The organism is Bacillus sp. NTK034, assembly GCF_017303275.1.
GTDB lineage: Bacteria > Bacillota > Bacilli > Bacillales > Cytobacillaceae > Cytobacillus.
Window position 1 is genome coordinate 248,878 of record NZ_JAFKOJ010000004.1, and the last position, 26,984, is coordinate 275,861.

The 26,984-nt window shown below is 43.0% G+C and carries 28 protein-coding genes, 1 tRNA gene, 1 other RNA gene and 1 riboswitch; of the genes, 28 read left to right on the plus strand and 2 right to left on the minus strand.

Features of this window, described 5'->3' with window-relative positions; all coding sequences use genetic code 11:
* The 6 genes from trxB to JI665_RS14170 all read left to right on the plus strand — a co-directional run bounded on the left by trxB (position 1) and on the right by JI665_RS14170 (position 5,042).
* Positions 1-951 (plus strand): thioredoxin-disulfide reductase, encoded by a 951-nt coding sequence (trxB, locus tag JI665_RS14145; RefSeq protein WP_206840183.1) that lies wholly within the window; start codon positions 1-3, stop codon positions 949-951.
* Between the two features lie 380 nt (positions 952-1,331).
* Positions 1,332-1,790 (plus strand): 8-oxo-dGTP diphosphatase, encoded by a 459-nt coding sequence (locus JI665_RS14150; RefSeq protein WP_113883709.1) that lies wholly within the window; start codon positions 1,332-1,334, stop codon positions 1,788-1,790.
* A gap of 28 nt (positions 1,791-1,818) precedes the next feature.
* Complete coding sequence (gene rapZ, locus JI665_RS14155; protein WP_206840185.1) at positions 1,819-2,712, plus strand: RNase adapter RapZ; 894 nt, start codon at positions 1,819-1,821, stop codon at positions 2,710-2,712.
* A complete protein-coding gene (locus JI665_RS14160; protein WP_206840187.1) occupies positions 2,709-3,686 on the plus strand; it encodes a gluconeogenesis factor YvcK family protein in 978 nt (325 codons plus the stop codon). Before rapZ ends, JI665_RS14160 begins: the two co-directional genes overlap by 4 nt.
* Positions 3,687-3,804: 118 nt before the next feature.
* A complete protein-coding gene (whiA, locus tag JI665_RS14165) occupies positions 3,805-4,755 on the plus strand; it encodes a DNA-binding protein WhiA (protein ID WP_206840189.1) in 951 nt (316 codons plus the stop codon).
* 29 nt (positions 4,756-4,784) lie between these two features.
* The gene (locus JI665_RS14170) at positions 4,785-5,042 is read left to right on the plus strand and encodes an HPr family phosphocarrier protein (RefSeq protein WP_009331822.1); all 258 of its coding nucleotides are present in this window, start codon (positions 4,785-4,787) and stop codon (positions 5,040-5,042) included.
* A 43-nt stretch (positions 5,043-5,085) separates the two neighbouring features.
* Here JI665_RS14170 and clpP read toward each other — a convergent pair whose 3' ends face one another.
* Entirely contained in the window at positions 5,086-5,691 is a 606-nt protein-coding gene (gene clpP, locus JI665_RS14175) for an ATP-dependent Clp endopeptidase proteolytic subunit ClpP (protein WP_009331821.1), read from the minus strand.
* Positions 5,692-5,997: 306 nt separating this feature from the next.
* Between clpP and JI665_RS14180 the strand changes: the two genes are divergently transcribed.
* The 20 genes from JI665_RS14180 (at position 5,998) to JI665_RS14275 (ending at position 24,123) form a co-directional block, all read left to right on the plus strand.
* Positions 5,998-6,069 (plus strand) — tRNA-Arg (locus tag JI665_RS14180).
* Positions 6,070-6,428: 359 nt separating this feature from the next.
* Entirely contained in the window at positions 6,429-7,760 is a 1,332-nt protein-coding gene (rpoN, locus tag JI665_RS14185; RefSeq protein ID WP_206840447.1) for an RNA polymerase factor sigma-54, read from the plus strand.
* Positions 7,761-7,777: 17 nt separating this feature from the next.
* Positions 7,778-8,026, plus strand: a complete 249-nt coding sequence (locus JI665_RS14190; protein ID WP_206840190.1) for a glutaredoxin family protein — start codon at positions 7,778-7,780, stop codon at positions 8,024-8,026.
* 135 nt (positions 8,027-8,161) lie between these two features.
* Positions 8,162-9,184 (plus strand): sugar-binding transcriptional regulator, encoded by a 1,023-nt coding sequence (locus JI665_RS14195; protein WP_206840192.1) that lies wholly within the window; start codon positions 8,162-8,164, stop codon positions 9,182-9,184.
* Between the two features lie 45 nt (positions 9,185-9,229).
* A complete protein-coding gene (gene gap, locus JI665_RS14200; RefSeq protein ID WP_206840193.1) occupies positions 9,230-10,237 on the plus strand; it encodes a type I glyceraldehyde-3-phosphate dehydrogenase in 1,008 nt (335 codons plus the stop codon).
* A gap of 282 nt (positions 10,238-10,519) precedes the next feature.
* Positions 10,520-11,704: a phosphoglycerate kinase gene (locus JI665_RS14205; protein ID WP_206840194.1), complete on the plus strand. Its 1,185-nt coding sequence runs from the start codon at positions 10,520-10,522 to the stop codon at positions 11,702-11,704.
* 71 nt (positions 11,705-11,775) lie between these two features.
* Entirely contained in the window at positions 11,776-12,537 is a 762-nt protein-coding gene (gene tpiA, locus JI665_RS14210) for a triose-phosphate isomerase (RefSeq protein WP_206840195.1), read from the plus strand.
* Positions 12,530-14,065: a 2,3-bisphosphoglycerate-independent phosphoglycerate mutase gene (gene gpmI / locus JI665_RS14215; protein WP_206840196.1), complete on the plus strand. Its 1,536-nt coding sequence runs from the start codon at positions 12,530-12,532 to the stop codon at positions 14,063-14,065. The genes tpiA and gpmI overlap by 8 nt, the downstream gene beginning before the upstream one ends.
* A 64-nt stretch (positions 14,066-14,129) precedes the next feature.
* The gene (gene eno / locus JI665_RS14220) at positions 14,130-15,425 is read left to right on the plus strand and encodes a phosphopyruvate hydratase (RefSeq protein WP_206840197.1); all 1,296 of its coding nucleotides are present in this window, start codon (positions 14,130-14,132) and stop codon (positions 15,423-15,425) included.
* A 372-nt stretch (positions 15,426-15,797) separates the two neighbouring features.
* Positions 15,798-16,031 carry a preprotein translocase subunit SecG gene (gene secG / locus JI665_RS14225; RefSeq protein ID WP_009331810.1) on the plus strand — a complete coding sequence of 78 codons (234 nt, stop codon included), beginning with the start codon at positions 15,798-15,800 and terminating at the stop codon, positions 16,029-16,031.
* Positions 16,032-16,239: 208 nt separating this feature from the next.
* Positions 16,240-16,986, plus strand: a complete 747-nt coding sequence (locus JI665_RS14230; RefSeq protein WP_206840198.1) for an alpha/beta hydrolase — start codon at positions 16,240-16,242, stop codon at positions 16,984-16,986.
* Between the two features lie 37 nt (positions 16,987-17,023).
* Positions 17,024-19,348, plus strand: coding sequence for a ribonuclease R (gene rnr, locus JI665_RS14235; protein ID WP_206840200.1), 2,325 nt, complete (start codon positions 17,024-17,026; stop codon positions 19,346-19,348).
* A gap of 152 nt (positions 19,349-19,500) precedes the next feature.
* Positions 19,501-19,968 (plus strand): SsrA-binding protein SmpB, encoded by a 468-nt coding sequence (gene smpB / locus JI665_RS14240; protein WP_009331807.1) that lies wholly within the window; start codon positions 19,501-19,503, stop codon positions 19,966-19,968.
* A 144-nt stretch (positions 19,969-20,112) separates the two neighbouring features.
* Positions 20,113-20,472, plus strand: a transfer-messenger RNA (tmRNA) gene (ssrA, locus tag JI665_RS14245).
* Between the two features lie 208 nt (positions 20,473-20,680).
* Positions 20,681-21,319, plus strand: coding sequence for a TetR/AcrR family transcriptional regulator (locus JI665_RS14250; RefSeq protein WP_244671197.1), 639 nt, complete (start codon positions 20,681-20,683; stop codon positions 21,317-21,319).
* Between the two features lie 44 nt (positions 21,320-21,363).
* A complete protein-coding gene (gene sinI / locus JI665_RS14255; RefSeq protein ID WP_206840201.1) occupies positions 21,364-21,510 on the plus strand; it encodes a DNA-binding anti-repressor SinI in 147 nt (48 codons plus the stop codon).
* A gap of 56 nt (positions 21,511-21,566) precedes the next feature.
* On the plus strand, positions 21,567-22,010 hold the full coding sequence (locus JI665_RS14260) for a hypothetical protein (RefSeq protein WP_206840203.1): 444 nt from the start codon (positions 21,567-21,569) through the stop codon (positions 22,008-22,010).
* A gap of 52 nt (positions 22,011-22,062) precedes the next feature.
* Positions 22,063-22,123, plus strand: a riboswitch (Fluoride riboswitch).
* 23 nt (positions 22,124-22,146) lie between these two features.
* Positions 22,147-22,557, plus strand: a complete 411-nt coding sequence (locus JI665_RS14265) for a fluoride efflux transporter FluC (protein ID WP_206840205.1) — start codon at positions 22,147-22,149, stop codon at positions 22,555-22,557.
* A complete protein-coding gene (gene crcB, locus JI665_RS14270; protein ID WP_206840207.1) occupies positions 22,554-22,922 on the plus strand; it encodes a fluoride efflux transporter CrcB in 369 nt (122 codons plus the stop codon). Before JI665_RS14265 ends, crcB begins: the two co-directional genes overlap by 4 nt.
* Positions 22,923-23,022: 100 nt before the next feature.
* Positions 23,023-24,123: a mechanosensitive ion channel family protein gene (locus tag JI665_RS14275; RefSeq protein ID WP_206840210.1), complete on the plus strand. Its 1,101-nt coding sequence runs from the start codon at positions 23,023-23,025 to the stop codon at positions 24,121-24,123.
* A gap of 34 nt (positions 24,124-24,157) precedes the next feature.
* On the opposite strand, the gene JI665_RS14280 is transcribed toward JI665_RS14275, so the two are convergent.
* Positions 24,158-24,697: a flavodoxin family protein gene (locus JI665_RS14280; protein ID WP_206840212.1), complete on the minus strand. Its 540-nt coding sequence runs from the start codon at positions 24,695-24,697 to the stop codon at positions 24,158-24,160.
* 174 nt (positions 24,698-24,871) lie between these two features.
* Between JI665_RS14280 and JI665_RS14285 the strand changes: the two genes are divergently transcribed.
* A complete protein-coding gene (locus JI665_RS14285) occupies positions 24,872-26,248 on the plus strand; it encodes an alkaline phosphatase (protein WP_206840214.1) in 1,377 nt (458 codons plus the stop codon).
* 65 nt (positions 26,249-26,313) lie between these two features.
* On the plus strand, positions 26,314-26,949 hold the full coding sequence (locus tag JI665_RS14290; RefSeq protein WP_206840215.1) for a DUF4352 domain-containing protein: 636 nt from the start codon (positions 26,314-26,316) through the stop codon (positions 26,947-26,949).
* The last annotated feature ends 35 nt before the right edge of the window (positions 26,950-26,984 follow it).

Below are 26,984 nucleotides of genomic sequence, written 5' to 3' on the forward strand. Positions count from 1 at the left end.
GTGACTGAAGAAAAAATTTATGATGTCATTATCGCTGGCGCAGGCCCTGCAGGAATGACTGCTGCTGTATATACATCTCGTGCAAATCTGTCTACTCTAATGATTGAACGCGGTGTTCCGGGCGGGCAAATGGCCAATACAGAAGAAGTTGAAAACTATCCTGGCTTTGACCATATTCTAGGCCCGGATTTATCCACTAAAATGTTTGATCATGCGAAGAAATTTGGCGCTGAATATGCTTATGGAGATATTAAAGAAATCATTGACGGCGAAGAATATAAAACAGTTGTTGCTGGATCGAAGCAATATAAAGCACGCTCAGTCATTATTTCAGCTGGTGCCGAATACAAAAAGCTTGGCATTCCTGGTGAGAAAGAGCTTGGCGGACGCGGGGTATCCTATTGTGCAGTCTGTGACGGAGCATTCTTTAAAGGCAAAGAGCTTGTTGTTGTCGGCGGCGGCGACTCTGCTGTTGAGGAAGGCGTATATTTGACCCGTTTCGCTTCTAAAGTGACAATCGTTCATAGACGGGACCAGCTTCGTGCGCAGGCGATTCTGCAGCAGCGTGCATTTGACAATGAAAAAATTGACTTTATCTGGAACACGACAGTGAAGGAAGTCAATGATAAGGACGGAAAAGTAGGCAGTGTAACGCTTGTGTCTGCTGAAACAGGTGAAGAAAGAGAATTCAAAGCAGATGGTGTCTTCATCTATATCGGCATGGTTCCTCTTTCCAAGCCATTTGAAAGCCTTGGCATCACGAACAGCAATGGCTATATTGAAACAAACGACCGAATGGAAACTAAGGTGGAAGGTATTTTTGCAGCCGGGGATATCCGCGAAAAATCTCTTCGCCAAATCGTTACTGCGACTGGTGATGGAAGCATCGCTGCACAAAGCGCCCAGCACTATGTGGAAGAATTGCAAGAACGCCTTAAAACGAAAAAATAATGTGAGCAGGCATATGGTCCTATGGGCTGTACCCCTTTTATTTTAGTAAAAATAGCCACTGGTTGAAAAGTTTTACAAAAAGTCATGTGGTTTTAATTCTCCTGTAACCTTGATGAAATAAATTTCGGGTAATATAGGAATAGAAATTGACCCCCTTTTAAAGATATAATCCTTTTTAAAGCACAGGCATATGCCTGTGCTCTTTTTTTTATAACTGTAACTTTTGAAGAATGTATTTTGGAAATCTGTATTCATTGTGGCCCTAAGACAAAAATAGTATAATGAAATGAATAAGAAAAGAACGTTAGCCAGCCTTTGCTTTAAGCGATTTCATGGAAAGGCGGCAGCGGTATGATTTCGGAAATTAGAGGTGAAATGTGTTGCAGCGAGTCACGAACTGTGTGTTACTTAAAGACGATAAAGTATTGCTTTTACAAAAGCCAAGAAGAGGCTGGTGGGTGGCTCCGGGCGGAAAGATGGAGCCTGGTGAATCAGTGAGGGACTCGTGCATACGTGAGTTCAGGGAAGAAACAGGCATCTACCTGCGCAATCCGAATATTAAAGGCATTTTTACGTTCATCATGAAGGATGGCGATAAGGTCGTACAGGAGTGGATGATGTTTACTTTTCTGGCTACAGCTTCTGATGGGCTGAACCTGGATGAATCAGAGGAAGGCAAGCTTCGCTGGCATCCGTTTTCAGAGATTAAGAATCTGCCGATGGCTGCCGGAGATTCACATATTTTGGAGTATATGATTCATGGCCAGGGCATGATTTATGGAACGTTTACGTATACGCCAGATTTTGAACTGCTTAGTTACAGGCTGGATCCAAGCTGAATTTGACAGAAACAGGGGGAAATTATAAATGAGTACGGGTGCAGTTAATGATACTCAAATGGTGATTATTACGGGAATGTCAGGGGCAGGGAAAACAGTAGCCATCCAAAGCTTTGAAGATCTTGGCTTCTTCTGTGTAGATAATTTGCCGCCGACGCTGCTGCCGAAATTCCTTGAACTTATGAAGGAATCAGGGAATAAAATGAATAAGGTCGCATTGGTGATGGATTTGCGCGGCCGTGAGTTCTTTGACCACTTATTTAAAGCGCTGGATGAATTATCCGAAACATCCTGGGTCACCCCGCAAATTTTATATCTTGATGCAGATGATTCTACACTCGTCAGAAGATATAAAGAAACAAGACGATTCCATCCCCTTGCACCATCAGGATTGCCTCTTGAAGGCATAAAGCTTGAACGGGAGCTGCTTGAAGAATTGAAAGGCAGGGCCCAGCTTATTTATAACACATCGCAAATGAAGCCGAGGGAATTGCGCGAGAAAATCCTAACGGAATTCTCTTTGAATAAAAAAACAATATTTACGGTTAACGTCATGTCTTTTGGCTTTAAGCATGGAATTCCAATTGATGCCGACCTGGTATTCGATGTCCGATTCCTTCCGAATCCTCATTATATTGAACATATGAGGCCGAAGACAGGTTTGGATGAAGAAGTATCCAGCTATGTGCTGAAATGGACCGAAACTAGTAAATTTCTCGAAAAGGTTACGGATCTGCTGAGCTTTATGCTTCCGCATTATAAACGGGAAGGGAAAGCTCAATTGGTCGTTGCAATCGGCTGTACGGGAGGCCAGCATCGTTCGGTAGCGCTGACAGAATATATCGCTAACTTCTACAGCAAGGATTACCATACGGCAATCACTCACCGTGACATCGAGAGGAGAAAGGAAAACATCAAATGAACCGACAGCCAAGAATCGTCATCATCGGAGGAGGAACAGGGCTTCCTGTCCTCTTAAGGGGATTGAAACAATACCCTGTTGATATAACTGCCATTGTGACAGTTGCCGATGATGGCGGCAGTTCCGGAAGATTGAGAAATGATCTTCATATTCCGCCGCCCGGTGACATCCGCAATGTGCTGGCAGCTCTTTCAGACGTGGAGCCGCTCATTGAGGAGATGTTCCAGCATCGCTTTGCGACATCCAATGAGTTATCCGGGCATTCGCTTGGCAATTTAATTCTCGCGGCAATGACCTCGATTACCGGAAACTTTGTTCATGCGATTCAGGAAATGAGCAAGGTGTTAAACGTAAGGGGCAAGGTGTTGCCGGCTGCTAACCAGAGCGTGGTCCTTCATGCTGAAATGGAAGACGGGACCATAGTATCGGGAGAATCAAAAATTCCTTATTCCGGTAAAAAAATAAAACGGGTATTTTTAACCCCCAAAAATATTAAAGCCCTGCCTGAATCACTGCAGGCTATCAGACAGGCTGATATGATCATCATCGGGCCTGGCAGTTTATATACCAGTATTCTTCCAAACCTGCTTGTCCCCAGGCTGGGACGTGAAGTCTGCCATTCGAAAGCGAAAAAGGTATATATATGCAATTTAATGACACAGGCAGGAGAGACGCTCGATTATACAGCAAGCGATCATGTGAAAGCACTGTATGATCATATGGGAAGTGCTTTTATCAATACCATTCTGGTAAACAATGAAGAAATCCCTCCCCATATTCAGGAGCGGTACAGCGAAGAAATGGCAAAGCCTGTTGTGTATGATACAGGTGCTCTTACCGAACTGGGCCTTGAAATCATGCACGGTGAAATTGTCAGCCACGAAGGCGGCATCATTCGCCATGATACAAAAGAAGTTGCCCAGATGCTTTATAATTTGCTTTTACATGAAACCAATAGGCGTTTTAACGCGTAATATATAGGTGTGAAAGGGCTTTTGCCGGTAAAAAATAAACTGTGCATACGTTTGCTCAGTGAAGAATATCTTTTTATATGCCACTGGCTTAGCGCTTTTGCGGATAGGGGGTGAAGGGATGTCTTTCGCTTCGGAAACGAAAAAGGAATTGACGAACCTGGAAATAAAAGACTGCTGCGGCAAAGCGGAATTGTCCGCCCTGATCAGGATGAATGGTTCACTTTCTTTTTCCAGCCGGAAACTGATTGTGGATATTCAGACGGAAAATGCAGCAATCGCAAGAAGGATTTACACACTGATTAAAAGAAATTACAACGTTCAGGTTGAGCTTCTGGTCCGGAAAAAAATGCGGCTGAAAAAGAACAATGTTTATATTGTCAGGCTAACCGAACAGGCCAGCATGATTCTTGATGATCTGGAAATTTTAAGCGAGGGATTCGTGTTTACACACGATATCTCCAATGAGCTTATAAAAAAGAAATGCTGTAAGCGTTCTTATCTGCGCGGTGCATTCCTTGCCGGGGGATCTGTTAATAATCCGGAGACCTCCTCCTATCATCTTGAGATCTCTTCGCTTTACAAGGAGCATAATGACTCCCTTTGTGAACTGATGAATTCGTTCGGGCTGAACAGCAAAACGCTTGAACGTAAAAAAGGCTATATCACTTATTTAAAGGAAGCCGAAAAAATAACGGAGTTTCTAAATATTATTGGCGCACACGCTGCTCTGCTCCGATTTGAAGATATCCGGATTGTCCGAGATATGCGAAATTCGGTCAATCGACTCGTAAATTGTGAAACAGCGAACTTAAACAAAACTATCGGAGCGGCCTTGCGTCAGGTGGAAAATATCCGGTTCATCGATCAAACTGTCGGACTTCAGGTTCTGCCTGACAAACTGAGGGAAATTGCCGAATTGCGTGTAGCTTACCAGGATGTCACTTTAAAAGAACTTGGGGAAATGGTTTCAGGAGGAAATATCAGTAAATCGGGTATTAATCACAGATTAAGAAAAATAGATGAAATTGCTGAGAAACTTCGGTCAGGCGACACTATAGATGCTCACTGACAGAGGGATCAGCAGGGAGGAGATGTACAATGGCGGAAAAACAGGTTGAAGTTAAGCTGAAAACAGGATTACAGGCACGTCCGGCGGCATTGTTCGTACAGGAGGCCAATCGGTTCTCATCCGATATTTTTCTGGAGAAGGACGGAAAGAAGGTAAATGCGAAAAGCATAATGGGTCTGATGAGTCTGGCTGTAAGCTCAGGATCAGTCATTACCCTCAAGGCCGAAGGAAACGATGAAAACGAAGCCCTTGAGGCACTTGCGAACTATATTCAAAAGGAAAACTAAAACAACTCGCATCGGGAAGATGCGAGTTGTTTTTTTATGCTTATTATTTATCTTTCTTCTCATCCAAAGAGTTTCTAGTAATGATTTGGTCAACCAAACCGTATTCAAGAGCTCTTTCAGCTGTCATAAAGTTATCGCGGTCAGTGTCTCTCGCAATGACTTCAAGAGGCTGTCCAGTGCGCTCTGAAAGAATTGTGTTTAATTTTTCGCGAAGGAAAAGAATGCGCTTTGCAGCGATTTCGATTTCAGTCGCCTGTCCCTGAGCTCCGCCCAGCGGCTGATGAATCATGACTTCACTGTTTGGAAGGGCAAAACGCTTGCCTTTCTCACCAGCAGCAAGAAGGAACGCACCCATGGATGCTGCCATACCAATACAAATGGTTTGTACCTTCGGCTTGATGAATTGCATCGTATCATAAATAGCCATACCTGCCGTAATGCTTCCACCCGGGCTATTAATGTAAATGGAAATGTCTTTTTCAGGATTTTCTGCTTCAAGGAATAAAAGCTGGGCAACAATTGAATTTGCCACATTATCATCGATTGCGCTTCCCAGCATAATGATGCGGTCTTTTAAAAGGCGGGAGTAGATATCATAAGCGCGCTCCCCGCGGTTTGTTTGTTCAATAACTGTAGGGATTAAGTTCATTTTCCAATTCCTCCTTCAAGATAAGGTCAACATACAAGATGAACAAGCATGTTCTTCCAAGTAAAGAAAATTTTTTAACTCCTATGTATTATCATGATACACTGATGGTCAATTAAGGTCAAACGAATCGCATGGAAATCATGTTTGATTCGTTCGACACTTTTTTCTGTGCTGCACTATCTCATTCCATGATACCCATTGTTCTAACTTTTAAAACTAAAAGGAGGCTTGCAAAGTGAATAAACATATCATATAATTAGTTATCGTAGCGGCTGAGCGCTTGGTCAGCCACCTAATAAAATATTTGCCCTCGTGGTGCAACGGATAGCACGTGAGATTCCGGTTCTTAAGATGTGGGTTCGATTCCTGCCGAGGGCGCTGCCAAAACTCCTTGTCTGATATGGACAGGGAGTTTTTACTTTTTATGCTATCCGCAAATAAATCCGGCCTATATGCACATAAAAAATTTTATCCGCAAGTAAATTGGCTTTATCCGCAAATAAATTTCCTCTATCCGTACATAAATCAAAAAAACTTCCTGAATTTAAACCTGAATTTCAAAAAAATCCTTAAAATCCGCAGTTTTCACCATAAAAAATGAATATTCTTCCCTCTGCCATGCATATTGTGAAGTATTCAGAAAAATGGAGAAGTGCCGGTGCGAATGGCATTTGCCAACATATTTCCATACAACATTTACCGGGAATATTGTAAAATGGGGACAGGGGGAATGTATGATGAATTTGAAAGCTGGGTTATGGCAGCAGCAGACAATGAAATTAACAATGACACAGGAGCTGACGCAGGCGATTGCCCTTCTGCAATACAGCACACAGGAGCTCTCTGAATTCCTGGAAAGCAAAGCGCTTGAAAATCCCCTTTTAAAAGTTGAGTCCGGACATGTCCAGACGATGGATCCCCGTTATGACCGTGTCAAACTGACTAGAACAAAAGTGGAAAAGGATAAAATAAACTGGATTGAGCAGATTGGCTGCGGTAAGACGATGATGCTGGATGAATATTTGAGATCGCAGCTTCATTTGAAATTAAACAAGGACGAACAAAGAGTGATTGAGCACCTTATTGAGAGCCTTGATGAAAACGGTTACTTTCGGGCGGATCTGCAGACAGTTGCCAAGACTCTCCAGATGCCATTTGAATATGTGGAACAAATGCTTGAAGAGCTGCAGGAACTCGAACCTGCTGGCATTGGTGCTAGGAATCTTCAGGAGTGCCTGTCCCTGCAGATTAAGAGATTGCCAGAGAGAAATGAACTGGCTGAAATCATTATAGATGATTACTTTACCTTTTTTGCGGAAAAGAAATGGAAGGAGATTGCCAAACAGCTCAGTGTGGAGCTCAAAGAGATTCAAGAGGTATTCGACTTTGTTCAGACCTTGAATCCAAGACCGGCTTCATCCTTTCAAAGCGAGAAATCCGCATATATAACACCGGACGTGATTATTAAGTGGGATGGAAGCTCTTTTTCTGTCAGTGTTTTTGATGAAGTGCTTCCTAAAATCAGTTTTAATGAAGGCTATTATAAAAAGTTTTCGGCCACTGGTGACCGTAATGTCAGCCGCTTTTTACAGGAAAAGCAGCAGGATTACCAATGGATCATGAGGAGCATCCAGCAGAGAAAAGAGACTCTTGCGAATGTAACACTTAAAATCGTTGAAAAACAGCAGGACTTTTTTATAAAAGGACCTTCTCATCTGAAGCCGATGACCATGAAGGAAATATCAGATGAACTCGAAATACATGAATCAACTGTCAGTCGTGCTGTCCGGGAAAAATATGCACAAACGCCATATGGGACGTATGAGCTGAGATCGTTCTTCTCAAGCACAATCAAAACAACCTCCGATGAAAATACGTCTTCACAGCAGGTAAAGACGATTATTGGTAAAATGATTGAAGAGGAAAATAAGCAAAAGCCTTTATCCGATCAAGAACTTGTGAAGCTGCTGAAGGAACAAGAGGGGATGGTTGTCAGCAGAAGGACGATCGCAAAATATCGGGATCAGCTGGGCATCCCATCATCATCGAAACGGAAAAGGTATGACTGACAAAGGAGATTTGCTGATTGAAACAGCCAGAGCTAGTGTTTTATACACGCAGCAGATGCCCGCTGTGTGATAAAGCTAAGGAAGTAATAGTGGAATTAAAGAAAGAATATGATTTTACCATAATTGAAAAAGACATTGATGTGAGCGATGAACTGACCGAGAAGTATGGGCTCATGATCCCGGTGGTTGAAATTGATGGGAACGAAGTTCAGTTCGGGCATATTGACGCCATTACATTAAGTGAAGCGCTTACAGAAAAAAACTGAGTTTTATCAGTTGATTTCAATACTCACTCTTGCTATTATGAAGGAGAAGCAAGGGTGATTTTTTTTGTGGTAAGTGGGACATAATATGTCTATGCGGGACAAAAAATGACCACATATGATGAAGGAGTTTTCCGGATGTACTCACTAATTGATATTCAAAAAAGATTATTGCCTGATATGCTTGCGGTTATGCAGAAGCGCTATGGGATTCTTCATTACATAGGGCTGATGGAGCCGGTTGGAAGAAGGAGCCTTGCGGTTAGTTTAGGCCTGACGGAAAGAGTGCTGAGAGGTGAGGTTGAGTTTTTAAAAGACCAGAACCTGATCCGCATCTCGAGTACGGGAATGAGTCTTACTTCCGATGGGAGGGAATTGCTTGAAGCTCTTGAAGGAATAATGAGGGATATTTCGGGTATAGCCTTAATGGAGCAGGAGTTATCCCGAAAACTTGGCATTCGCCAGGCGATCATTGTTTCCGGAAACAGCGATGAATCTCCATGGGTGAAGCAGGAACTTGGCAGGGCCACAGCGCTGTGTATGAAATCAAGGCTCAAAGGAAAAAATATCATCGCAGTTACCGGCGGATCCACAATGGCAGCCGTAGCAGAGATGCTTACTCCAGATCTTGCTGAACGGGATTGGCTGTTTGTGCCGGCACGGGGCGGAATTGGCGAAGATGTTAAAAACCAGGCTAACACCATTTGTGCAAAAATGGCTGATCATACAGATTCCAGGCACCGCGTCCTTTATGTACCTGACCAGGTAAGCAGGGAGATGTATGAAAGCATCATCAAAGAACCCAATATTAAAGAAGTAATCACCCAGATCAAATCTGCAAGCATGGTTTTACACGGGATTGGGGACGCTATAACAATGGCTGAACGCCGCAAAACCAGTAAAGAAGATTTTGTTAAAATCAAGCATGCCAAAGCAGTAGGAGAATCATTCGGCTATTACTTCAATGAAGGCGGCGAGGTTGTACATAAGGTTCAGACCATCGGCCTTCAGCTGGATGACCTATCTCACATTGAACACGTCGTTGCAGTGGCAGGCGGTTCCTCAAAGGCGAAAGCCATCGCGGCATACATGAATCGGGCACCATCCTCTACCATCTTGGTAACTGATGAAGGTGCAGCACAACAGTTGTTAAAAGGGTAATCCCTTTTCAAATATAAAATCTACCTTTCTAAGGAGGAAATATTCATGGCAGTTAAAGTTGGTATTAACGGATTTGGAAGAATCGGGCGTGTTGTTTTCCGTGCAGCTCTTAAAAACCCTAACGTAGAGGTTGTAGCAGTAAATGACCTGACAGATGCAAACATGCTTGCACACCTTTTAAAATATGATTCCGTACACGGAACATTAAATGAAGAAGTAACAGTTGACGGCGATTACCTTGTTGTTGGCGGCCATAAAGTAAAAGTTCTTGCTGAGCGCGATCCTGCTCAATTAGGATGGGGAGATCTTGGCGTAGAAGTAGTAGTAGAATCTACTGGCCGTTTCACAAAGCGTGCTGACGCTGCGAAACACCTTGAAGCCGGCGCGAAGAAAGTAATCATCTCTGCTCCTGCAACTGACGAAGATATCACAGTGGTAATGGGTGTTAACCATGATAAATATGACCCTGCAAACCACCATGTAATCTCAAATGCATCTTGTACAACAAACTGCCTGGCTCCATTTGCAAAAGTATTAAACGACAGCTTCGGAATCAAGCGCGGTATGATGACAACTGTTCACTCATACACAAATGACCAGCAAATCCTTGACTTGCCTCACAAAGACTATCGCCGTGCCCGTGCAGCAGCAGAAAATATCATCCCAACAACTACTGGAGCTGCAAAAGCAGTATCTCTAGTATTGCCTGAACTAAAAGGCAAATTGAACGGTGGAGCTATGCGTGTTCCAACTCCAAACGTTTCTCTAGTTGACCTTGTTGCTGAGCTTGACAAAGATGTAACAGCTGAAGAAGTAAACAGCGCTCTTAGAGCAGCTGCTGAAGGCGAACTAAAAGGCATCCTTGCATACAGCGAAGAGCCATTAGTATCTGGCGACTACAACGGAAATCCTGCATCTTCTACAATCGATGCACTTTCTACAATGGTTATGGAAGGCAGCATGGTAAAAGTCATCTCTTGGTATGACAACGAATCTGGTTATTCTAACCGTGTAGTGGACCTTGTTGATTACATCGCTCAAAAAGGCCTTTAATAGATAAATCTTTTCCAGAAAAATTTTCGTTTTGCGAAGCATTCTCAAGGTGAATTTTTTCTCTAAAAAAATACCTCATCTTGTTGGATATTAAAATCGCTAACGTCTATAATGGATAAGGGTAAAAGGGGAGCAGGGAAACAATCCCTCTCCCTTTTGTTTTAAAGCAAAAAGTAAAAATAATTAACTGGGATCGTGTTTAGCTCCGGAACCTGGAGGCTCAAGCTTATTAGCCGCCGGGCAAGGCGCTTCCGTTTTTCCTGGTAAGGAGGTCCTTTTGCTGTGAACAAAAAAAGCGTAAAAGATGTGGAGTTAAAAGGGAAACGAGTTTTTTGCCGCGTTGATTTCAACGTACCTATGAAGGATGGACAGGTTACAGATGAAACTCGTATCCGCGCAGCTCTTCCAACGATTGAATATTTGACTAACCAGGGTGCTAAAGTGATCTTAGCGAGCCATTTGGGCCGTCCGAAGGGTTCAGTTGTTGAAGAATTGCGTTTAACACCAGTAGCAAAGCGTTTGTCCGAGCTTCTTGGCAAAGAAGTGAAGAAGGCAGATGAAGCATATGGAGATTCTGTAAAAGCAATGGTTGACACGTTAGGTGAAGGAGATGTTCTCCTTCTTGAAAACGTGCGCTTCTATCCTGGCGAGGAAAAGAATGATTCTGAACTTGCAAAGGCATTTGCTGAGCTTGCTGATGTGTATGTGAACGATGCTTTTGGAGCAGCACACCGTGCACATGCTTCTACGGAAGGAATTGCGCAGCATCTTCCTGCAGTATCAGGACTATTAATGGAAAAAGAACTTGATGTACTTGGAAAAGCTCTTTCAAATCCGGAACGTCCATTTACAGCCATTATCGGCGGTGCAAAGGTTAAAGATAAGATCGGTGTAATAGAAAACCTTCTTGAAAAGGTAGACAACCTGATTATTGGCGGCGGACTTGCCTATACGTTTGTAAAAGCTAACGGCCATGAAGTAGGAAAGTCACTTTTAGAAGAAGATAAAATTGACCTTGCAAAATCGTTTATGGAAAAAGCGAAAGAAAAAGGCGTGAACTTCTATATGCCTGTTGATGTCGTGGTAGCAGACGATTTTTCTGAGGAAGCAAATATTAAAACAGTAGCAATTGAAGAAATTCCTTCTGACTGGGAAGCACTTGATATTGGGCCTAAAACGCGTGATATCTACAGCGATGTAATCCAAAATTCAAAGCTTGTTATCTGGAATGGACCAATGGGTGTATTCGAATTGAAAAAATTCGCCGGCGGAACAAGAGCAGTGGCTGAGGCTTTAGCAGAAGCAAACGATACATATTCAGTCATTGGCGGCGGAGATTCTGCAGCTGCAGTTGAGAAGTTCCATCTTGCAGACCGCATGAGCCATATCTCGACAGGCGGCGGGGCTTCCCTTGAGTTTATGGAAGGAAAGGCTCTGCCAGGCGTAGTGGCTTTAAACGATAAATAATTTGGTGACAGGCACCACCCGAAATTTGTCGAATACATGACAATAATAAAAAGCATGAAAGGACGTGCAACATGCGTAAACCAATTATCGCTGGAAACTGGAAAATGCATAAAACACTTCCGGAAGCGAAAGTATTTCTTGAAGAAATCAATGGGTTAGTACCGGGGAAAGAACAGGTAGAAACAGTTGTATGTGCCCCTGCACTATTCCTGGAGCGCCTTGTGGATAGCGCAAAGGGTTCTGATGTTGAAATCGGCGCGCAAAACATGCACTTTGAAGAAAGCGGTGCTTTTACAGGCGAAATCAGCCCTGTGGCACTTGAAGACCTTGGAGTAAAATATGTAATCCTTGGTCATTCCGAGCGCCGGGAAATGTTTAATGAAACTGACGAGGCCGTTAACAAAAAAACGTTGGCTGCTTTTAAATCCAATTTAACTCCTATCGTTTGTGTCGGTGAATCGCTTGAACAGCGTGAAAGCGGTGAAACAATGGATCTTGTGGGCACACAGGTGGAAAAAGCTCTTAATGGCTTAACAGAAGATCAGGTAAAACAGACTGTTATTGCGTATGAACCAATCTGGGCAATCGGAACAGGCAAATCTTCAACATCTGCAGATGCGAATGAAGTATGTGCACATATCCGCTCTGTTGTTGCGAAGCAATTTTCACAAGCTGCTGCAGATGCAGTCCGCATTCAGTACGGCGGCAGTGTAAAGCCTGCAAATATTAAAGAATATATGAGCCAGCCTGATATTGATGGAGCTCTTGTAGGCGGCGCAAGCCTTGAGCCGCAAAGCTTCCTTCAATTATTGGAGGCAGGAAAGAATGAGTAAATCTCCAGTTGCATTAATCATCTTAGATGGTTTCGCATTGCGCGGCGAGCGGATGGGAAATGCCGTTGCCCAGGCAAAGAAGCCAAACTTCGAACGCTACTGGAATACCTACCCTAACGCAACGCTGACAGCCAGCGGTGAAGCAGTAGGTCTTCCGGAAGGGCAAATGGGAAACTCTGAAGTAGGCCACTTAAACATCGGTGCAGGCCGGATTGTATATCAGAGCTTAACAAGAGTGAATGTGGCCATTCGTGAAGGACAGTTTGAGAAAAACGAAACGTTCCGTTCTGCGATTGACCATGTTAAAAAGAATGGCACGGATCTTCATTTGATGGGACTTCTTTCAGATGGAGGCGTTCACAGCCATATTCAGCACTTATTCGCACTGCTTCGTATGGCCGCTGAAGAAGGTGTGAAGAATGTCTATGTTCATGGTTTCCTGGATGGACGTGATGTTGGCCCGCAAACAGCAGCAGGCTACATTAAAGAAGCGCAGGAAAAAATGAAGGAGTACGGAGTCGGCGAATTTGCGACGATTTCCGGACGCTATTATTCCATGGACCGCGACAAACGCTGGGAGCGTGTTGAAAAGTCTTACCGTTCCATGGTGTATGGTAATGGCCCTTCATACAGCGATCCTTTGGACTTAATTGAAGATAACTATAAAAATGGTATCTTTGATGAGTTCGTTATTCCATCTGTCATTACTGCAGGAGATGGTAAACCGGTTGCAACGATAAAGAAAAATGATGCAGTCATTTTCTATAACTTCCGTCCGGACCGGGCAATCCAGATCTCGAACACTTTTACAAATAAAGACTTTCGTTCCTTTGATAGAGGGCCAGGACATCCTGAAGACTTGTTCTTTGTATGTTTGACTCACTTCAGTGAAACGGTTGACGGGTATGTAGCGTTCAAACCGACTAACCTTGATAACACCCTGGGTGAGGTTTTAGCCCAAAATGGAAAAACACAGCTCCGCATTGCGGAAACAGAAAAGTATCCTCATGTGACGTTCTTTATGAGCGGCGGGCGCGAAGAGAAGTTTCCTGGCGAAGAGCGGATCCTGATCGACTCACCGAAAGTAGCTACCTATGACCTTAAGCCTGAAATGAGTGCTTATGAAGTGACGGACGCGTTGCTGAAGGAAATAGAGGCTGACAATTTCGATGCGATCATCCTGAACTTTGCCAACCCGGACATGGTGGGGCATTCAGGCATGCTTGAACCAACGATCAAGGCGGTTGAAACAGTTGACGAATGCCTTGGCAAAATTGTTGATCTCATTATTTCAAAAGGCGGAAAAGCGATCATCACAGCTGATCATGGAAATGCCGATGAAGTTGTTACCCTGGAAGGAAGCCCAATGACCGCCCACACGACAAACCCAGTTCCAGTCATCGTTACAGAAGATGGTGCAGAGCTCCGCACAGACGGAATTTTAGGAGACCTTGCTCCAACTGTCCTGGACCTGCTTGGACTGGAAAAACCTGCTGAAATGACAGGAACAACTTTATTGAAAAAGTAATCGGTGACAGGCACCACCCGAATTTTGTCGAAAACGATTTTTCATAAAAAAGGAGAGAATTACTATGCCATTTATCGAACAAGTATATGCTCGTGAAGTATTAGATTCCCGCGGGAACCCGACAGTTGAAGTTGAAGTTTTAACAGAATCAGGATTTTTTGGCCGTGCCATCGTTCCTTCCGGAGCATCCACTGGTGAGCACGAAGCAGTAGAACTTCGTGACGGCGACAAGTCCCGCTACCTTGGAAAAGGTGTTCAAAAAGCAGTAGACAACGTGAACAATCTAATTGCTGACGCTGTTATCGGCTTGGATGTAACAGACCAGGTTGGCATCGACCGCACAATGATCGCATTAGATGGAACTGAAAACAAAGGCAAGCTTGGCGCAAACGCAATCCTTGGCGTATCCATGGCTTGTGCACATGCTGCTGCTGAGTCTGTAGGACTTCCATTATACCGTTACCTTGGCGGCTTCAACGCGAAGCAGCTTCCAACACCAATGATGAACATCATCAATGGAGGATCTCACGCTGACAACAATGTAGACTTCCAGGAATTCATGATTATGCCTGTAGGAGCTCCTACTTTCAAGGAAGCAATCCGCATGGGTGCTGAAGTATTCCATTCATTGAAGAAAGTTCTATCTGGCAAAGGCTTGAACACTGCTGTAGGTGACGAAGGCGGATTCGCTCCAAACCTGGGTTCAAACCGTGAAGCTTTAGAAGTAATCATCGAAGCGATCTCTAACGCTGGCTACGAAGCTGGCAAAGACATCTACCTTGCAATGGACGTTGCTTCTTCTGAGTTCTACAACAAAGAAACGGGCAAATACGACCTTGCTGGCGAAGGCCGCAATGGCTTAACTTCTGAAGACATGGTTAACTTCTACGAAGAGCTTGTAAACGAGTTCCCGATCATCTCAATTGAAGATGGTCTTGACGAAAACGACTGGGATGGCCATAAGCTATTAACTGAGCGCATCGGCGGCAAAGTGCAGCTTGTTGGTGACGACCTGTTCGTTACAAACACGAAAAAGCTTGCTCAAGGAATCGAGCAGGGCGTAGGCAACTCAATCCTGATCAAAGTAAACCAAATCGGTACATTAACAGAGACATTCGAAGCCATCGAAATGGCGAAGCGCGCTGGCTACACAGCAGTTGTATCTCACCGTTCCGGTGAAACAGAAGATGCTACAATCGCTGACATCGCTGTTGCAACAAACGCTGGCCAAATCAAAACGGGTTCAATGTCACGTACAGACCGTATTGCTAAATACAACCAGCTTCTTCGCATCGAAGACGAGCTTGGCGATTTAGCTGTATACGATGGCCTTAAATCTTTCTATAACTTGAGCAAGTAATCTTGCTTGTGCAGCCGTCCCGGGTGGGGCGGCTGTTTTTGATTAAATTGGCTAAGAGCTATCTGAACGCACATAAAATAATTTATCCGCACATAAATTCTTGCTATGCGCACATAAATATTTTTATCCGCACATAAATTCTTGCTATGCGCACATAAATATTTTTATCCGCACATAAATCAGTGCTATCCGCACATAAACAATTTTTTTGAAGTAAATGTAAAGCAGTAATGGATGATTTCATTTGAAAAACACCTGATAGGAACTATTTAGCTGCTGCTCTTGTGCCGAGCCTTAAAATCTTATTGTTTATACAATAAAAATGTGATAAATTAAGAATAATGTGATTGTACGTTTTCAGGAGGTGGCTTCATGCATACATTATTGATTACCCTTTTAGTCATAGTCTCGATTGGCCTTATTGTAGTTGTACTCCTTCAGTCTGGTAAAAGCGCAGGTCTTTCCGGTGCCATTTCAGGGGGAGCTGAGCAGCTTTTTGGAAAGCAAAAAGCACGCGGAATTGATCTGATTCTTCACCGCATTACGATAGTTCTTTCTGTTTTATTCTTTATCCTTACTGTTTTAGTTTCTTATTTCGCGATATAAATGAATGCAGCGCCTGGCCTTCAGAAGGTCAGGCTTTTATTTTTGCTCTGTACATTTGCATATGTTGTCTAACGTCCACATTTTTTACATAAGAAAGCTTTTTATTGGCATGTTGCCCCGCTGTTTGCTAAAAATAAGGAATGCAGATTCAATCAAACGTTTGATTAATAAAATTATAGGAATTATAAAGGTAAAAGGAGTTTTATCAATGAGAGTTGTTGCACCAAAACCATTTACATTTGGAAATGGAAAAAGAGCAGTTCTGCTGCTGCATGGTTTCACCGGAAATACAGCAGATGTAAGAATGATGGCGAGGTTTCTTGAAACAAAGGGCTACACCTGCCATGCCCCGCAGTATAAGGGACATGGTGTTCCGCCCGAGGAACTTGTTCATACAGGTCCGGAAGACTGGTGGAAAGATGTGATGGAAGGGTACGAATTTCTGAAAAACAAGGGACATAAAGAAATTGCAGTGGCCGGACTTTCCCTTGGCGGCGTATTTTCCCTTAAATTGGGTTACACTGTACCTGTAAAGGGTATTGTTCCGATGTGCGCACCTATGTACATAAAAAGCGAAGAAGTCATGTATGAAGGAATTCTGAGTTATGCTAGAGAATATAAGAGACTTGAAGGAAAGCCGGAAGAACAGATTGAACAGGAAATGGAAGAGTTCCAAAAAACACCGATGAATACATTAAAGGCACTTCAGGAGCTAATCGCGGATGTACGCAATCATGTGGATATGATTTACTCCCCAACATTTGTTGTACAGGCACGACATGACCATATGATCAACACGGACAGTGCTAATATCATTTTTAATGAAGTGGAGAATGACTTAAAGCAGCTGAAGTGGTACGAAGAATCCGGGCACGTGATTACTCTCGATAAAGAGCGTGACCAGCTTCATGAAGATGTGTATGCGTTTTTAGAAAAGCTTGATTGGGAAGAATAAAAATAGAATAAAAATCTCCCCAAGGAGGGATGAAGATATGGAAAATAATATACAACAGCTGATTGACAAGCTGCTTCATTATATGAAGGATGAAGCGTACAAGCCATTGACAGTTCAGGAGCTTGAAGCCGCGTTTGGAATAGAGGATTCCACTGGCTTCAAAGATTTCGTCAAGGCACTTGTTGTCATGGAGGAAAAAGGGCTTGTCGTCAGAACGAGAAGTAATCGCTACGGCTTGCCGGAAAAAATGAATTTGATCCGCGGCAAGCTTTCCGGACACGCAAAGGGATTTGCCTTTGTCATTCCGGAAGAGCAGGGAATGGATGATATTTTTATCCCGCCCAATGAAACAAATAATGCCTTAAATGGCGATATCGTGCTTGCGCGTGTGACGACAGAGAGTTCGGGACAGAGGCGGGAAGGTACGATTGTCCGCATTTTAGAACGCGGTGTAACACAAATTGTCGGAACCTATACGGAAAGCAAGCATTTTGGATTTGTTATCCCGGATGATAAAAAGTTTGCCAGTGATATTTTTATCCCCAAGTCAGCATCAAAAGGTGCTGTTGAAGGGCACAAGGTCGTTGTAAAACTGACCACTTATCCTGAGGGGAGAAAGAGTGCAGAAGGAGAAGTTATCGACATTCTCGGGCATAAAAATGACCCTGGTGTGGATATTCTATCTGTTATTCACAAGCATGGCCTTCCGCTTGAATTTCCGGATGAGGTGCTTAAGCAGGCCGAGGAAACGCCGGATACGATTGATCCAAGTGAGCTTGAAAACCGCCGTGACTTGAGAAACGAAGTTATTGTCACAATAGACGGTGCAGATGCAAAGGATCTTGATGATGCAGTAATGGTTAAAAAACTGGATAACGGCAATTACAAGCTGGGCGTTCATATTGCCGATGTCACATACTATGTCCGTGAGGATTCCTCGATTGACAGGGAAGCGGAAGAACGGGCAACCTCCGTGTATTTAGTGGACCGGGTAATCCCGATGATACCGCATCGCTTATCAAACGGCATTTGCTCATTAAATCCGAAAGTGGACCGGCTTACCCTTTCTTGTGAGATGGAAATCACATCGGATGGGGAAGTGGTGAATCACGAGATATTCCAGAGTGTGATTAAAACAACGGAACGGATGACTTATTCAGATGTGAATAAGATTTTAGAAGAGCAGGATGAAGAACTAAACAACAGGTACCAATCGCTTGTTCCGATGTTCGAACTGATGAAGGAGCTTTCTCTGATCTTGCGCAAAAAGAGAATGCATCGCGGAGCCATCGACTTTGATTTTAAAGAAGCAAAAGTCATTGTGGATGAAGAGGGCAATCCGACAGAAGTGGCATTGCGTGAACGCTCGATTGCCGAGCGCCTGATTGAAGAGTTCATGCTCGCAGCCAATGAAACCGTTGCTGAGCACTTCCATTGGATGGATGTCCCTTTCATTTACCGTATCCATGAAGATCCGAAAGAAGATAAGCTGAGAAGATTTTTCGAGTTTATTACAAACTTCGGCTATATCGTAAAAGGAACAGCTAATGCCGTTCACCCGCGTGCCCTTCAGGAAATCATTGAAGAGGTTCAGGGAAAGCCGGAAGAAATGGTTGTATCCACAGTGATGCTCCGCTCTATGCAGCAGGCGAAGTACTTTGAAGAGAGCCTGGGTCACTTCGGGTTATCAACAGAGTTTTACACACACTTCACATCACCGATTCGCCGTTACCCGGATTTAATTGTCCACAGACTTATCCGCACCTATTTAATTGAAGGCAAGCTGGATCAGGCGACAAGAGAAAAATGGAATGCTCAGCTCCCGGATATTGCAGAGCACTCTTCCAATATGGAACGCCGTGCAGTTGAAGCGGAACGCGAAACAGATGAGCTGAAGAAAGCGGAATATATGGCTGATAAAATTGGCGAGGAATATGATGGCATCATCAGTTCTGTTACGAACTTTGGCATGTTTGTAGAGCTTCCAAACACGATTGAAGGTCTTATCCACGTCAGCTATATGACAGACGATTATTACCGCTATGACGAGCGCCAGATGGCGATGATCGGGGAGCGTACGGGTAATGTCTTCCGAATTGGCGACGAGATTACAGTCCGTGTCGTTAACGTAAACAAAGACGAACGCTCGATTGATTTTGAAATCGTCGGCATGAAGGGAACCCGCAGACGGGAGACTCGTGAAGCGCCAAAGGTGTTCAAGACAGGCAGCACCGAGAAAAAGCCGCGCAGAGGCAAGGCTGATCAGGGAAAAGGAAACAGTTCAGGCGGCCCGAGAAAGAAAAAAGAGAAAAAACATTACGAAAATGCGCCAAAAGCAAAACGGAAGAAAAAGAAGCGGTAATAAAACTGGGAGGGCCAAAAGGCTCTCTCTTTCCCTTCACAGCAGGGCTCCTCGTTGAGAGGGGCACGCAATTTTGCTATAATAGAGGGACCGCTATAGAACGGATGCTGCATTTCCTGATTTCAGGAAAGAGGAGCAAAGGGGGATTTAACATGCCAAAAGGAACTGGCAAAATGGTTGCGCAAAATAAAAAGGCATATCATGACTATGCTATAGAAGAAACATACGAAGCGGGCATTGTTCTGCAGGGGACGGAAATTAAATCGATCCGTGCGGGCAAGGTAAATCTGAAGGACTCATATGCCAGAATTCAAAACAATGAAATCTATCTTTTCGGCATGCATGTCAGTCCTTATGAGCAGGGAAACCGATACAATCACGACCCGCTAAGGACAAGAAAGCTTCTTTTGCATAGAAAAGAAATCAGCAAGCTGATTGGTGAATCAAAGGAAGTCGGCTACTCGATTGTTCCATTAAAAATGTACCTTAAGAATGGCTATGCAAAAGTTTTAATTGGACTGGCACGTGGTAAAAAGAAATATGACAAGCGTGAAGATCTGAAGAAGAAAGAAGCCAAGCGTGAAGTAGAGCGTGCTTTCCGCGAAAGGCAGAAAATGTAAATCCAGAACCTTACAATTGAAAAAATAGCTCAGTGTGCTATAATAGTAATTGTCACAGCGAGTGACACAATCTTTAGCTCATCTATTTCGAGCTGATCCGAACGTCAGCGTGCTGAATAAGATTCGACGCAGACCTATTATATTGGGGACGCTACGGATTCGACAGGGATAGTTCGAGCTTAGGTTGCGAGTCGAGGGGATCGGCCTCGTTAAAACGTCAAAGCCAATAACTGGCAAAACTCAAAACAACTTCGCTTTAGCTGCCTAATAGGCCTTTAGCGGTTCGCCCCTCCATCGCCCATGTGGTAGGGTAGCGGACTCACTCTTAGTGGGCTACGCCGGATTCCACCGCCTGAGGATGAAGGAAGAGAACAACCAGGCTAGCTGGCCGGACGCCCGTCGATAGGCATAAGGATCAGCGAATCGCGAATATATCGACTACACTCGTAGAAGCTTAAGTGCCGATATTTCTGGACGAGGGTTCGACTCCCTCCGTCTCCACCAAATACATATTTGGTGGTTTTTTATTGTCTTTTTTTAAAGCTTCTTCCTCAAAAAAGTTTTCTAAATATACTTCCGGTAACTTTCCATTTCACATCCCTCAGTGTAAAATAAGAATATATGTTCCCTTTTAATAATATGAATTTTCCATATATTATTAAAAATTCAGATAATTGGTTGACTTTCCCAAAGGTGATAGTAGATAATACTTATGAGTAATATAATGCAGACGGAGCTGTTATTTATGGGACAAAGAGGACGGAAAAAAGGGGCCTGCGGGGAGCAGAGCCGCGCAATGCTTCTTGAAATTGCCGCGGAGGAATTTGCGCAAAAGGGATATTTTCATACAAAAATAAGCGAGATTGTGAAAAGGGCAGGTCTGACACAGCCTTCTTTTTACCTGTACTTTGAAAGCAAAGACGCTATATTTCAAGAACTTGTCGATCTGTTTCGTGCAAGGCTTTCCGAACTTACGTCCAATAGCCGTGTGGAATCTGGCATTGATTTACCTGCATTGCCAGAACGAATAACCTCAGGCCTCTCTGCTATTTTTAAATTTCTAATGGACAATCAAAATTTGACCCGCATCAGTTTTTTCATGGCCCCGGATGCCGAGGAATTTAAAGAGATACTAGCTGGTCAAATTGAAGCCAACCTCTTATCAGAACAGCAAGCAGGATACTTCAGGGAAGATATTGATATGGGAACTGTCGCTGAAAGTCTGACGGGAATTATTGAACGCGTGACATTGACAAAATTATTCAATGGGTTAAAAACTCCAGAAGGTTTAGCAAAAGAAATTGTCCAATTATTCCTATATGGAATGATTTATAAAAGCAGCACTCAATGAAGACTTCTGAGGGAACAGAATCTTTACGGGAGAGTGGAAAGGGAATGGAAATCTGTGAGGGGAAAATTGATAAAGAATGGGTAGAGCTATTAATGACAGCAAAACAGCTGGGGTTAACAATTGAGGAAATCCAGGACTTTATCAGACAGTCCAAAGCTGGACTTAAGATAGGCCAGTTCACGGAATCATAAATAGTAATATTCTTTTCGTATGATCCTGCAATAAATGGGAAGGATAGGATAAAAATATGCGGAAACTTTGGGCAAAGGGGGCATTTACGGGACTGCTATCTGGAACATTCCTGGGGCTATTCCTGAAAATGATTGAGATAACCTCTGGAGTAAAAGTGTATACATTGCTTTTAAATGTGGATTACTTCCCTATTTTGAAAAACTATCATTTACCCGAATTAATCGAATTTGTATTTCATCTGATCATTTCTGCCGTTTTAGCAGTCAGCTTATTATTATTAATAAGAAAATACCGCTGGAACAGGTTCCAGATCATCGTCCGCACTTTATTAATAACCTTTTTCATAGGAGTTCTGCTTTATCCAACGACTGCATTATCTGATCGAACCCCTGAACTTACATCTATATCTGCCATGGTTTTTTGGCTTTTTGGCCATCTGTTATATGGGCTGCTTCTTTCAGCGTTTTTTATAAAAAAGGGAATACATATTGATCCATGAATAAAGGGCTTTTAATCCTTGTTCAAATGTTTTATAGTGTTAGTAAAGATACGTCTTTTTAGGTGATGGAGTTCACCTTTAACCGCCTTATGGCTAATGACTCCTGTCAGTGGTAACTGGCAGGAGTCTTTTTGTTTTGGACAAACTAAGAGAAATGGAGGGGATGGAGATGGTTTACTTATGGGTTGGGGCTGCAGGATTTATGGGTGCCTCTTTAAGGTACAGCACAGGTGTTTTTCTCTTTCATGAAAATGCCGTTTTTCCATTTGCTACTTTGACGGTTAATCTGCTGGGAAGTTTTCTTCTCGCTTGGCTGATGACGGGGCTGCTTGTGCGTTTTTCCTTGCCAGCCCATTTAAAAACAGCTCTGGGAACAGGTTTTGTTGGCTCCTTTACCACTTTTTCTACATTAAGCGTTGAAACGGTAACACTCTTTCTCGATGGAAAGACAGCTCTGGCAGTTTTGTATATTGCAGCCAGCATATTTGGCGGATTATGGATGAGCCGATTGGGATTCCAGGTCAGGAAAGGAGAAGAAACTGGATGAGTACGTTTCATGTTCTTCTGGTGGGGATAGGCGGTTTCTTTGGAGCAATATCTAGGCTGTGGGTCAGTCAGGTTATAAATACAAGGATTGTTTCGAGGTTCCCTGCAGCCACGCTTGTTATTAACTTAATTGGTTCCCTTCTTCTTGGAATCCTGGTGGGCTCAGGAATAGAAGGCAGTCTTTTTCTGCTGCTTGGCACAGGATTCATGGGGGCATTCACCACTTTTTCAACATTCAAGCTGGAAGCTATACAGCTCCACATAGATAAAAGGAAAAAAGAGCTCATTCTTTATAATGTATTGAGCTATGGCGGAGGAATCCTTCTGGCTCTTCTGGGGATTGAACTGGGAATGCTCCTCGGATGAAGAGAAGGTTTTTCCAATCTGTTTTTTAGGGAATATCGTATGATAACCTGTCTTATAGAATTATGTTATGATAACAAATAGCATCAAGGAGGTTATTCATATGTTCTGGGAAACTTACATGAAAGAAGATATATTGGTGGACCTGGGAATATCAATTGGGATTTTCCTGCTGTTTCTCATTTTCCGGAAGCTTTTCACCAAATATGTATTTACACTATTATTAAGGCTCAGCAGAAAAGCGCCAAATGACTTTTTCTCACATGTTTTTGTTTCATTTCAAAAGCCGATTCAGTGGTTATTTATCATTATAGGAATCTATGTTTCTGTCGGTTATTTTCCTTACTTAAACCAGCATAATTCTTTATTTTTAGATATTATTAGGGCTTCAGTTATCATTATGATTACCTGGGGTTTGTACAATATGGCAGCTGCATCATCTGCACTTTTTACCAGTCTTAAGGTTAAGTACGATCTTGAAATTGATGATATTCTTATTCCTTTCATTTCAAAGGCCTTGAGAGTTGTTATTGTGGCAATCAGTATTAGCGTGGTTGCCCAGGAGTTTGATTATGATGTGAATGGCTTTGTAGCGGGGCTTGGATTAGGCGGAGTCGCCATTGCTTTTGCTGCCAAGGATGTTCTGGGCAATTTGTTTGGCGGATTTGTCATTATTACGGAAAAGCCTTTCACGATTGGCGATTGGATTATGACTCCAAGTGTCGAGGGAACGGTTGAAGATATTTCTTTTCGAAGCACCAGGGTAAGGACATTTGCACAGGCGCTGGTCACAGTTCCTAATGCTACTTTAGCAAATGAATCGATTACAAACTGGAGCAAGATGGGGAAAAGGCAAATCAGCTTCAGATTGCGCGTTACTCATGATACGACTAAAGATCAAATGGCGAATGTGGTAGGGCAGATCGAGTATCTTTTAAAAAATCATCCGGATATTCATCCGGAAACCATTCTTGTTACCTTTGACGACTACAAAGAAAATGGGCTCGATATCTTCCTTTATTTCTTTACCAAAACGACAAATTGGGGCGAATTCCTGAAAATTAAGGAAGAAATCAATTTTGAGATCATGGATATTCTTGAAAATGAGCGTGTTTATGTCGCTATGCCAAGCAGGAAATTATATATAGACCCTGATGGGGAAAATCAGCTGAAAAAAGATTCCAGGGTAAGGCAGGAATCATGATAGGTAAAAAAGGCGGAACCATGAGTCCGCCTTTTTATTTTGAAAAGAATGTATTCCACTGTTCGGCCTTCGTTAAAGCAAGAGTGTCCTCTTTAACTTCTCCCGGCTTTACTCCACTCCCAATGATATAGTCTTCAAGCTCCATGCCTACAAACTCACAGATATATTGAAATTGCTGAACAAGGGGAAGTCCCTTTACTTTAGCACTGCTGCCGCCTGTAATTACAACGTAAGCTTTCTTCTTTGCCAGCTCTTCTTTCAGGTTAAAGCGTTCATCCCTTAGATACTGTGACCAGCGATCAAAGAAATCCTTCATCGGACCACTCATGCCATACCAGTATAAAGGGGTGGCGAATACAAATACATCATGTGACAACATATGCTGCACTAATTGTTCATAGTCGTCATCAACCGGTGTAAAGCCCCCATCCGCATGCCTCTTATCCACAATCGGTTCGATATGCAGATCTGATAATTTTACCAGGGTGTGATCAGTACCTTCTACTATTTTTTTTGCCAAGAATTCAGAGTTGCCATTTTCTCTTGTGCTTCCCAGCAGGGCCAAAACCTTCATCAAAATCTCCCCTTCGTTCCTATCGTCTTTTTATGAATTTTACATAAAAAGATTTTGGAAAGCAAAGATAGTATCTTTACATATGTTTATATCATTTTTACACTCTATTAATTCTTTATTTACACTATGTCTCTATACTTTTACATGTAAGTTAACAACAAGGAGGTTCATTCAATGACATTAAAGAAATTTACAAAAAAAGCAATTCCGGTTCTTGCCGCTTCTGCAGTTGCGTTTGGAGGACTAATGGGTACAGTTCAGCAAACAGAAGCTAAAGGACAATCAGATAAAAGAGAGATCAAAAATGTTATTTTCCTTATCGGTGATGGAATGGGCGTATCTTATACGTCTGCATACCGTTATTTAAAAGACGACCCAAGCACAAAATTTGTTGAACGTTCCGAGCTGGATAAATATTTGGTCGGTCAGCAAATGACTTACCCGGAAGATCCGGAACAAAATGTAACAGATTCCGCATCTGCAGCAACAGCAATGTCTGCAGGCATTAAAACTTATAACAATGCGATTGCCGTAGATAACGATGGCTCAGAAGTGAAAACCGTTTTGGAAGCAGCAAAAGAGAAAGGAAAAGCAACAGGACTTGTTGCAACGTCTGAAATTACGCATGCGACTCCTGCATCATTCGGCTCCCATGACGAAAGCCGCAAGAATATGAATGCCATTGCGGATGATTACTATGATGAGCTTATCAATGGCGACCATAAGGTAGATGTTCTTCTTGGCGGAGGCACAGATTTATTTGTCCGTAATGACAGAAATCTTACAGAAGAGTTTAAGAAGGATGGATTTAGCTATGTAACAGACCGCGAGCAGTTATTAGCGGATGACAATGAGCAGGTTCTTGGTTTATTTGCAGAGCGTGGCCTGCCAAAAATGATTGACCGCACAGAAGACACTCCTTCATTGGAAGAAATGACTACTTCTGCAATCCAGCGTCTGAACAAGGATAAAGACGGCTTCTTCCTGATGGTAGAAGGCAGTCAGGTAGACTGGGCTGGCCATGATAATGATATTGTTGGGGCAATGAGCGAAATGGAAGACTTCGAAAAGGCATTCAAAGCAGCCATTGATTTTGCGAAAAAGGACAAGCATACCCTTGTTGTTGCAACTGCTGACCACTCAACTGGCGGCTATTCCATCGGTTCTGATGGCATCTACAATTGGTTCAGCGAGCCAATTAAAGCAGCAAAGCGTACACCTGACTTTATGGCAGCGGAAATTGCAAAAGGTGCGGATGCAGAAAAAACGTTGAACCAGTATATCGACCTCGATTTAACTGGTGAAGAGATCCAATCTGTTAAAGATGCTGCTGAAACGAAGAATGTAACAGAGATTGATAACGCGATTGAGGAAATCTTCAACGAGCGCTCCCATACTGGCTGGACAACTGGCGGCCATACTGGTGAAGACGTGCCGGTATATGCATTTGGCCCTTCAAGCGACCGCTTTGCAGGACAAATCGAAAATACAGACCATGCTAAATTGATTTTTGAAATATTGAAGTCCAATGTAAAGGTTGGAGATAAATAATGTATAATCTCCCGCTGCTTTCAAGGAGCAGCGGGAACTTTTTACACTATAAAAGGGGGATCATCATGAAAAAACTGATCACAATGCTTGCTCTCTTATCGTTTGTTTTATTTGGCTGCTCGGGCGCGCCGGAACAGCCTTCTGATGTAAGTGCAGAAGCTCCGGAAGAAAGTGAAGCTGTGAAAAATTATGCACCAAACCCTCAGGTTCCGGATGATCGGCAGTTGAAAAAAGCAGGACAGACTCACCTGGACGAAAAAGGTGAACTTACTTTGAAAAAAGTAAAATACGTTAATGGAACTTACAGCATCGGCCCAATTGAAATGAAAGTGACAGACGCAAAAGTAATGCATTTGAAGCCAGACTACAGCTTAGTGGATTATTTTCACACCCTGACTCATGACGAGGAATTCGACTTTGTTAAAGTCTTTGTTGAAATAAAGAACACTTCTGATCAAAAAGTGAACTTTGCCCCGGCAGCCATCCTTGAAACAAGTAAAGGTGAGCAAGTTACATGGGAAAAGGATATTTACCTTGATGGGCTAACCGAAGAAATCGGGCCAAACGAAACCAAAGATGGCAATGTTGGCTTTATTATAGAAAAATCGGATCTGACACATTTCGATATCACCACTAGCGATGTGTTTAGTGCTGATGGGAACAAGATTGAAGATGCAGAAAAGATTCAAATCGAATTTTAACCGACAAGGCTCCAAAGATGGGGTCTTTTTTGATG

Excerpts from the sequence above, each read along its gene's own strand:
- rapZ (WP_206840185.1), top strand. The coding sequence starts at position 1,819 with ATGAGTACGGGTGCAGTTAATGATACTCAAATGGTGATTATTACGGGA.
- JI665_RS14160 (WP_206840187.1), top strand. The coding sequence starts at position 2,709 with ATGAACCGACAGCCAAGAATCGTCATCATCGGAGGAGGAACAGGGCTT.
- whiA (WP_206840189.1), top strand. The coding sequence starts at position 3,805 with ATGTCTTTCGCTTCGGAAACGAAAAAGGAATTGACGAACCTGGAAATA.
- JI665_RS14170 (WP_009331822.1), top strand. The coding sequence starts at position 4,785 with ATGGCGGAAAAACAGGTTGAAGTTAAGCTGAAAACAGGATTACAGGCA.
- clpP (WP_009331821.1), bottom strand. The coding sequence starts at position 5,691 with ATGAACTTAATCCCTACAGTTATTGAACAAACAAACCGCGGGGAGCGC.
- rpoN (WP_206840447.1), top strand. The coding sequence starts at position 6,429 with ATGAATTTGAAAGCTGGGTTATGGCAGCAGCAGACAATGAAATTAACA.
- JI665_RS14195 (WP_206840192.1), top strand. The coding sequence starts at position 8,162 with ATGTACTCACTAATTGATATTCAAAAAAGATTATTGCCTGATATGCTT.
- gap (WP_206840193.1), top strand. The coding sequence starts at position 9,230 with ATGGCAGTTAAAGTTGGTATTAACGGATTTGGAAGAATCGGGCGTGTT.
- tpiA (WP_206840195.1), top strand. The coding sequence starts at position 11,776 with ATGCGTAAACCAATTATCGCTGGAAACTGGAAAATGCATAAAACACTT.
- gpmI (WP_206840196.1), top strand. The coding sequence starts at position 12,530 with ATGAGTAAATCTCCAGTTGCATTAATCATCTTAGATGGTTTCGCATTG.
- eno (WP_206840197.1), top strand. The coding sequence starts at position 14,130 with ATGCCATTTATCGAACAAGTATATGCTCGTGAAGTATTAGATTCCCGC.
- secG (WP_009331810.1), top strand. The coding sequence starts at position 15,798 with ATGCATACATTATTGATTACCCTTTTAGTCATAGTCTCGATTGGCCTT.
- JI665_RS14230 (WP_206840198.1), top strand. The coding sequence starts at position 16,240 with ATGAGAGTTGTTGCACCAAAACCATTTACATTTGGAAATGGAAAAAGA.
- rnr (WP_206840200.1), top strand. The coding sequence starts at position 17,024 with ATGGAAAATAATATACAACAGCTGATTGACAAGCTGCTTCATTATATG.
- smpB (WP_009331807.1), top strand. The coding sequence starts at position 19,501 with ATGCCAAAAGGAACTGGCAAAATGGTTGCGCAAAATAAAAAGGCATAT.
- JI665_RS14250 (WP_244671197.1), top strand. The coding sequence starts at position 20,681 with ATGAGTAATATAATGCAGACGGAGCTGTTATTTATGGGACAAAGAGGA.
- sinI (WP_206840201.1), top strand. The coding sequence starts at position 21,364 with ATGGAAATCTGTGAGGGGAAAATTGATAAAGAATGGGTAGAGCTATTA.
- JI665_RS14260 (WP_206840203.1), top strand. The coding sequence starts at position 21,567 with ATGCGGAAACTTTGGGCAAAGGGGGCATTTACGGGACTGCTATCTGGA.
- crcB (WP_206840207.1), top strand. The coding sequence starts at position 22,554 with ATGAGTACGTTTCATGTTCTTCTGGTGGGGATAGGCGGTTTCTTTGGA.
- JI665_RS14275 (WP_206840210.1), top strand. The coding sequence starts at position 23,023 with ATGTTCTGGGAAACTTACATGAAAGAAGATATATTGGTGGACCTGGGA.
- JI665_RS14280 (WP_206840212.1), bottom strand. The coding sequence starts at position 24,697 with ATGAAGGTTTTGGCCCTGCTGGGAAGCACAAGAGAAAATGGCAACTCT.
- JI665_RS14285 (WP_206840214.1), top strand. The coding sequence starts at position 24,872 with ATGACATTAAAGAAATTTACAAAAAAAGCAATTCCGGTTCTTGCCGCT.
- JI665_RS14290 (WP_206840215.1), top strand. The coding sequence starts at position 26,314 with ATGAAAAAACTGATCACAATGCTTGCTCTCTTATCGTTTGTTTTATTT.